The 7,269-nt window shown below is 71.8% G+C and carries 7 protein-coding genes; all 7 read right to left on the minus strand.

All coding sequences use genetic code 11. The features are described 5' to 3' along the window. Nucleotides 1-306 precede the first annotated feature (306 nt). Complete coding sequence (locus AB0J52_RS20710) at nt 307-831, minus strand: adenine phosphoribosyltransferase (RefSeq protein ID WP_500183267.1); 525 nt, start codon at nt 829-831, stop codon at nt 307-309. 147 nt (nt 832-978) lie between these two features. Continuing rightward, nucleotides 979-2,151 carry a protein translocase subunit SecF gene (gene secF / locus AB0J52_RS20715; RefSeq protein WP_500183269.1) on the minus strand — a complete coding sequence of 391 codons (1,173 nt, stop codon included), beginning with the start codon at nt 2,149-2,151 and terminating at the stop codon, nt 979-981. Between the two features lie 2 nt (nt 2,152-2,153). Next, nucleotides 2,154-3,914, minus strand: a complete 1,761-nt coding sequence (gene secD, locus AB0J52_RS20720; protein WP_500183271.1) for a protein translocase subunit SecD — start codon at nt 3,912-3,914, stop codon at nt 2,154-2,156. 102 nt (nt 3,915-4,016) lie between these two features. Then, nucleotides 4,017-4,517, minus strand: a complete 501-nt coding sequence (yajC, locus tag AB0J52_RS20725; protein WP_500183272.1) for a preprotein translocase subunit YajC — start codon at nt 4,515-4,517, stop codon at nt 4,017-4,019. Between the two features lie 220 nt (nt 4,518-4,737). Continuing rightward, a complete protein-coding gene (gene ruvB, locus AB0J52_RS20730; RefSeq protein ID WP_500183277.1) occupies nt 4,738-5,787 on the minus strand; it encodes a Holliday junction branch migration DNA helicase RuvB in 1,050 nt (349 codons plus the stop codon). A gap of 17 nt (nt 5,788-5,804) precedes the next feature. Next, on the minus strand, nt 5,805-6,410 hold the full coding sequence (gene ruvA, locus AB0J52_RS20735; RefSeq protein WP_500183273.1) for a Holliday junction branch migration protein RuvA: 606 nt from the start codon (nt 6,408-6,410) through the stop codon (nt 5,805-5,807). After that, nucleotides 6,407-7,018 (minus strand): crossover junction endodeoxyribonuclease RuvC, encoded by a 612-nt coding sequence (gene ruvC / locus AB0J52_RS20740; protein ID WP_500183275.1) that lies wholly within the window; start codon nt 7,016-7,018, stop codon nt 6,407-6,409. The genes ruvA and ruvC overlap by 4 nt, the downstream gene beginning before the upstream one ends. Between the last annotated feature and the right edge of the window lie 251 nt (nt 7,019-7,269).

Raw genomic sequence — 7,269 nt, forward strand, 5'->3', positions numbered from 1 at the left:
CTCGCGGGCGCGGCCGGAGGACGCACGGCGCCTCCACCCGGCGCGGCCGGACGCTCCACGTCCGTCCGCGTGCCGGTCACCGCGTCGGTTGATACCACCTCACCTGGCACCCAGCCTCCTCGAAGCCGTGCGGGCGCGATCTCCTCGGGCCGCCGGGCGGGCGCGCCCGGTTCCCGCCGGTCGCTGATTCGGCCAGTGTATCCGGCCCCCTTTTCGCACCCGGCCGAATCCACGATCTCGGGTGCGTGATCAGTAGAACATTCTTCAGGGACGGTACATTCCACACGTTCCGGGAGGGTTCTACTCTCAGACGGTCACCAGGGCGTGCACGTCCAGACCGTCCAGCTTGTCACGGCCGTTGAGGAACGACAGTTCCATCAGGACGGAAAGCCCGACCACCTCGCCGCCGCCCCGGCGGACCAGCTCGGCCGCCGCGCGCGCGGTGCCGCCGGTCGCCAGCACGTCGTCCACGATCAGCACCCGGTCGCCGGGCTCGAACGCGTCGGTGTGCATCTCGATCGTCTCGGTGCCGTACTCGAGCTCATAGTTCTGCTCGTAGGTCGCCGCGGGCAGCTTGCCCTTCTTGCGCACCGGGACGAAGCCCGCGCCCATGTGGTAGGCGACGGGGGCGGCCAGGATGAACCCGCGCGCCTCGATCCCGACGATCTTGTCCACGGTGCCGCGGCCGTAGTGGTTGACCACCGTGTCGACCACGCCGGCGAACGCCACGTGGTCGGCCAGCAGCGGGGTGATGTCCTTGAACAGCACGCCCGGCTTCGGGTAGTCGCTCACGTCGCGAATCCGGTCCTGGATCAGCCTGTCGAGGTCCACGGGTCTCCTTGTGCGTCTTCTCTCGGGGGCGGGGACGGCCGGCGTGCGCGGCCGTCCCGGCACAGTGCGACGGCCGTGCCCGCCCCCCGGTGCTCCGGGGAGACGGACACGGCCGTCATGCTCGTTCGAGCAGGTCGTCCCAGCAGCCTACTTGCCGCGGCGCTGTTGCCGGGTGCCGCGCTTGGGCTGCTGCCGCGGCCCCTGCACGGCCTTGCGCAGCGTGACGCCCGCGGGCACCTCGGCCTGCGCGGCGCCGCCGGACGCCTCGCCGCCAGCCGGCTCCTCACCGGACGGCGCGGGGTCGTCGTCGGGCGCCGGGCGGGCCGCCGTGGCCTTGGCCACCTTCGCCTGCTGCTTCGGGCTCTGCTGGCGCTTGAGGATGTTCTGCCGCAGCTCCCGGTACCTCGGCTCGCGCTCCTTCAGCTGGACCAGCAGCGGCGTGGCCACGCAGATCGAGGAGTAGGTGCCGACGATCATGCCGACGAACAGGGCGAGCGACAGGTCCTTCAGCGTGCCCGCGCCGAACAGCGTGGTGCCGATGAACAGGATCGCCGCGACGGGCAGGATCGCCACCAGCGAGGTGTTCAGCGACCGGACCAGGGTGCTGGAGAGCGCCTGGTTGGCCGCCTCGCTGTAGGTGATCCTCGACTTGGCGTTGAGCGGCCGGGTGACCTCCTTGATCATGTCGAACACCACGACCGCGTCGTACAGCGAGTATCCGAGGATGGTCAGGAAGCCCAGCACCGTCGCGGGCGTGACCTCGAACCCCGACCAGGCGTAGATGCCGGCCGTGATGATCAGGTCGTGCAGCAGCGCCACCATCGCGGCGACCGCCATCCGCCACTCGAAGGCGACCGAGAGGTAGGCGATGATCAGGATCATGAAGACGACGAGCGCCTGCCACGCCTTCTTGGTGATCTCACCGCCCCAGGACGCGCCGACGATCTGACTGCTGACGTCGTTCTCCGAGACGTTCAGCTTCTGCGCGACGTCCTTCTTGACCTCGTTGACGTGCTTGGGGTCGAGGCTCTCGGTGGTGACGCGCCAGTTGCCGCCCGCCTTCTGCACGGTCGTCTGGTGCACCCCGGCCGAGGTGACCGCGCCGCGGACGTCCTCGATCGAATGGTGCTGCGCCTTGGCGATGGTGAAGACCGAGCCGCCCTTGAACTCCACGCCGAAGGTCAGCCCCTGCACCAGCAGGCCGACGAGGGAGAACACGATCAGCAGGCCGGAGATCGAGTACCAGATCTTCGGGCGGCCGACGATGTCGGCGCTGATCTCGCCCCGGTAGATCCGGGAGATGATCGCACGCAGTCCCATGATCAGACCTCCTGGCTCGTCGGGCGGGCGGTGCCGGTCGCGCGGGACGGCGCCGTCCGGCGCAGCCGCTTGGCGTCCAGCCCCGACAGCTTGTGGCCCCGGCCGAAGAACTTGGTCCGGCTGAGCAGCGCCACCAGCGGCTTGGTGAAGAAGAACACCACCACGACGTCGATCAGCGTGGTCAGGCCCATCGCGAACGCGAAGCCCGCGACGCCGCCGACGGCGAGGAAGTACAGCACGACCGCGGCGAGGAAGGTCACCGCGTCCGCCACCAGGATGGTACGCCGCGCGCGCTTCCAGGCGACCTCGACCGAGGGCCGCAGTGCCCGTCCGGCGCGCAGTTCGTCGCGGATCCGTTCGAAGTAGACGATGAACGAGTCCGCGGTGATGCCGATCGAGACGATCAGACCGATGATGTGCGGCAGGCTGAGCCGCCAGCCGATGTTCTCACCGAGGATGACCACGGCGACGTAGGTCATCCAGGACGCGACGACCAGCGAGCCGACCGCGACCAGGCCGAGGCCCCGGTAGTAGACCATGCAGTACAGCAGGACCAGCGCCAGGCCGATGCCGCCGGCGATCAGGCCGCCGCGCAGCTGGTCGGCGCCCAGCGTGGACGACACCTCGTCGATCGCGCTCATCTTGAACTCGAGCGGGAGGGCGCCGTACTTGAGCTTGTTGGACAGGTCCTCGGCGTAGGTCTGGGTGAAGCTCTCCGCCGGGCCGTCGATCCGGGCGCTGCCGCCGGTGATCGGGCCCTGGTTGATGGACGGCGCGGACACGACCTGGCCGTCCAGCACGATCGCGACCTGCGACTGCGGCGAGGACGGGTTGGCCTGGTAGGCCTTGGACGCCTCGGTGGTGGTCTGCGAGAACTGGTTGCCGCCCTTACCGGTGAAGGTGAGGTTGACCGACCAGCTCGACTGGCCCTGGGAGGCGTCCGGCGGCATCGCGCTGGCGGACTTGACGTCCTCGCCGAGCACCCGCACCGGACCGAGCAGGTACTTGGTGACCTGGCCCTTCTCGGCCTTGTCGTCGCACGCCACGACCCACTTGCGGTTCACGTCGTTGGAGCCCGGGACGGTCGGGCCGCCCTTGGCGTCGCAGACGGTCTGCTGGAACTGGGCGATGGCGGCCTTGTCGTCGACACCGGCGAAGTCGTTGCCGTCCGCGCCGATCGGCGGCGTCTGCGCCGTCGGGGTGCCGGCCGGCTTCGGCGACGACGATCCCGTCGGCTTGGTCGCCGGCGACCCGGACGGCGTCGGGGCCGTCAGGGCCTTCGACAGCGCCCGGCCGCGCGGCGTGGAGGTGTCGCTCGGCTTGGCCGACGCCGACGGCTTGGCGGACGGGCCGCCGGTGGCCGGGATGGTCGGCTTGCCGGTGGCCTTCCCGGACGGGCTCGTCGTCGGCGTCGGCGTGGTCGCCGGCGCCTGTCCCGGCAGCCCGCTCGCCTGCGCGAACACCTGCCGGAACTGGAGCTTGGCGGTGGACCCGATGGTCTCCGCCGCACGCGTCTGACCCTGCCCGGGCAGGTTCACCACGATGTTGTTGCCGCCCTGCTTGGCGACCTCGCCGTCCGAGACGCCGAGCCCGTTGACCCGCTGCGTCATGATCTTGACGGCCTGGTCCATCTGCTGGCCCGGCGGGGTCTTGCCGTTCTCGGTGTGCGCGGTCAGCGTGACGGTCGTCCCGCCCGCGAGGTCGAGCCCCAGCTTGGGGGTCCCCTTCCCCTGCATGAACATCACGCCGGTCAGGGCCGCCATGACCACGAAGAGCGCCAGAAGTGTGCGCCCTGGCCTGGGGACATTGCTACGAGACGATGCCACTGGTCGTCGAACTTCCCGTCTTGTCGGTACCGCCGCGGGTCAGGCGGAGGGCTTGTCGGCCTTGCCCGCGTGGGCGGCCTCGTCCTCGTCCTTCGCGTCGGCCTTAACGCCCGCCTTCACGGCGGTCTTCTCGTCCGCGCCCGCGTCCTCGACGCCGGCGGCCTTGGCCTGCGGCGCGGTGTCGGCCTCGGCGGCCGGAGTCTCGTCGGGCTCCTCGCCCTCGAGCTCCTCGTCGGCGGGCTCGTCCTTCAGGACGGTCATGACCGCCTGCCGGACGAACTTCGCCTCCACGCCGGGGGCGATCTCCAGGACGATGCCGTCGTCCTGCACCTCGACCACCGTGGCGTGCATGCCCGCCGTGGTGATGATCCGGGTGCCGGGCGCGATGCTGTTCTGCAGCTGCATCTGCTCCTTGCGCCGCTTGCTCTGCGGCCGGATCAGCAGGAAATAGAAAACCAGCGGCACGGCCACCAGGAGCAGCAGGTTGAATGCACCGCTGCCCCCTGAGCTCGCCGCCAGGATGTGTGTGTCGCTGCCCATTACGGGGCGTCCTTCCGATTTTGGATTGCCCAGCCTGTGGCCGGTAGGCCGTGTCTCGGGACCGCCGGCTGGTGGACGGTGTGACCAAGTCCCGGAGTCTAGAGAGTACGCGAGACCCCGGCAACGACGTGACGAGCGGCACTCTCGGGAAGTTCCCAACCCGTTACGCCCCGATCACGCCGCCGTGATCATGTCACGGCGGTCATTCCGCCGGCGCCCGCTATCCGGGCTCGTCCGCGCCCTCGTCCAGATCGAACAGGGCGGCGCCCGCCAGCGGCGCGGTCGGGGGCGGCGTGAGGCCCAGATGGGCCCACGCCGCGGGGGTCGCGATGCGCCCGCGGGGCGTGCGGGCCAGCATCCCCTGCCGCACCAGGAAGGGCTCGGCCACGACCTCCACGGTCTCCGGCTCCTCCCCCACCGACACCGCCAGGGTGGACAGGCCGACCGGCCCGCCGCCGAACTTGCGCATCAGCGAACCCAGAACCGCCCGGTCCAGCCGGTCCAGTCCCTTCTCGTCCACCTCGTACAGGGTCAGCGCGGCGCGGGCCTCCTCCAGGGTCACCACGCCGTCCCCGCGCACCTCGGCGTAGTCGCGCACGCGGCGCAGCAGCCGGTTGGCGATCCGGGGCGTGCCCCGCGATCGGGAGGCGACCTCCGCCGCACCCTCGTCGGTGATCTCCACCTCCAGCAGCCGCGCGGACCGCTGGACGATCACCTCCAGCTCGGCCGGGGCGTAGAAGTCCATGTGCGCGGTGAACCCGAACCGGTCGCGCAGCGGGCCGGGCAGCATCCCCGCCCGGGTCGTCGCGCCGACCAGCGTGAACGGGGCGATGTCCAGGGGGATCGCGGTGGCGCCGGGGCCCTTGCCGACCACGACGTCGACGCGGAAGTCCTCCATCGCCATGTAGAGCATCTCCTCGGCGGGACGGGCCATCCGGTGGATCTCGTCCAGGAACAGCACCTCCCCCTCGGCGAGGGTGGACAGCACGGCGGCCAGGTCGCCGGCCCGCTCGATCGCGGGCCCGGAGGTGATCCGCAGCGGCTGCCCCAGCTCGGCGGCGATGATCATGGCGAGGGTCGTCTTGCCGAGCCCCGGACCGCCCGACAGCAGCACGTGGTCGGGCGTCCGGCCGCGCCGCAGGGCACTGCGCAGCACCAGCGACAGCTGCTCGCGGACGCGCTCCTGCCCGACGAAGTCGTCCAGCCGTTTCGGCCGCAGCGCGGCCTCGATGACCTGCTCCTCGGGGCCCTCGGCGCCGCCGCCGACCAGGCGCTCCTCGTACTCGCTCACTTGCTCAGCTTCTTCAGCGCGGCCTTCAGCAGCTCACCGACCGGCGGGACCTCGGTGCCGTCCAGGTCGGCGGCGACCGCGTCCACGGCGGCGTCGGCGTCCCGGACCGTCCACCCGAGGTTGACCAGGCCGGTCTGCACCTGCGCGCGCCACGCCTGGCCCGCGCCGGGACGGCGGCCGGGCGCGTCCGGCGCGCCCACCGGGCCGCCGAGCCGGTCCTTCAGCTCCAGCACGATCCGCTGCGCGCCCTTCTTGCCGATGCCGGGCACCTTGGTCAGCGCCGCCACGTCCTCCTGGGCGACCGCGAGGCGCAGCTGGTCCGGGCTGTGCACGGCCAGCATCGCCAGCGCCAGCCGCGGCCCGACGCCGCTGGCGGTCTGCAGCAGCTCGAAGATCTGCCGCTCGTCGTCGTCGGCGAACCCGAACAGGGTCAGCGAGTCCTCCCGGACGACCAGCGACGTCGGCACGTGCGCGTCCTCGCCGACCTTGAGCGCGGCGATCGTCGCCGGGGTGCACTGCACCGCCATCCCGACGCCGTGCACGTCGATCACGGCGCCGTCCGGCCCGGCGGCGGCGACCTTGCCGCTGACGAACGCGATCACCTCGGGGAACCTCCTCGACTACGGGAACGGGCCGCCTTGCGCGCCTCGGCGATGCGGGCGGCGTTGATCTCTGCCTGGGTGGGGCCAGCCTGGCCCGGGACGGGACGGGCCCGCGCCGCGGCCAGCCGCGCCTGCCCGCCACCGCGCCACACGTGGCAGATGGCGAGGGCTAGGGCGTCGGCGGCGTCGGCCGGTTTCGGTGGGGCGTCGAGCCGCAGCAGGCGCGTCACCATGGCCGCCACCTGCGCCTTGTCGGCGCGGCCGTTGCCGGTGATCGCGGCCTTGGCCTCGCTCGGCGTGTGCATCGCCACCGGCAGGCCGCGGCGCGCCGCGGCGACCATCGCGAGGCCCGCCGCCTGCGCGGTCCCCATGACCGTGCTGACGTTGTGCTGGGCGAACACCCGCTCCACGGCCACGACCTCGGGGCACAGCTCGTCCATGACCTTCTCGATGCCGCGCTCGATGCCGAGCAGCCGCAGCGCCACGTCCTCGTCGGGGGCGGTGCGGACGACCGACACGTGCACCAGGCTCAGCGGCGCGCCGGGAACCCCCTCCACGACGCCGACGCCGCATCGGGTGAGCCCCGGGTCCACGCCCATCACGCGCACGGCCCCGCCTTTCGATCATGTGTTCGGCCGACGCCACGCTATCGGACCGGGCGGCCTCGCGCGCGCAGGGCGTGCCGGGGCGGCCGCGACCAGGCCCGTCGAGCCCCGCCGGGCCCGGTTCGCTCAGTCTCCGGTTCGCTCAAGTCTCCGGTTCGCTCAGTAATAGTCCAGGGCGAACGGCTGGGCGGCGAACACCGCGTCCAGCGCCTCCGCGCGGACGTCCCCGCCGCGCAGCAGGCCCGCCCGGCGCA

This window comes from Spirillospora sp. NPDC049652, from assembly GCF_040675125.1.
Taxonomy (GTDB): Bacteria; Actinomycetota; Actinomycetes; order Streptosporangiales; family Streptosporangiaceae; genus Spirillospora.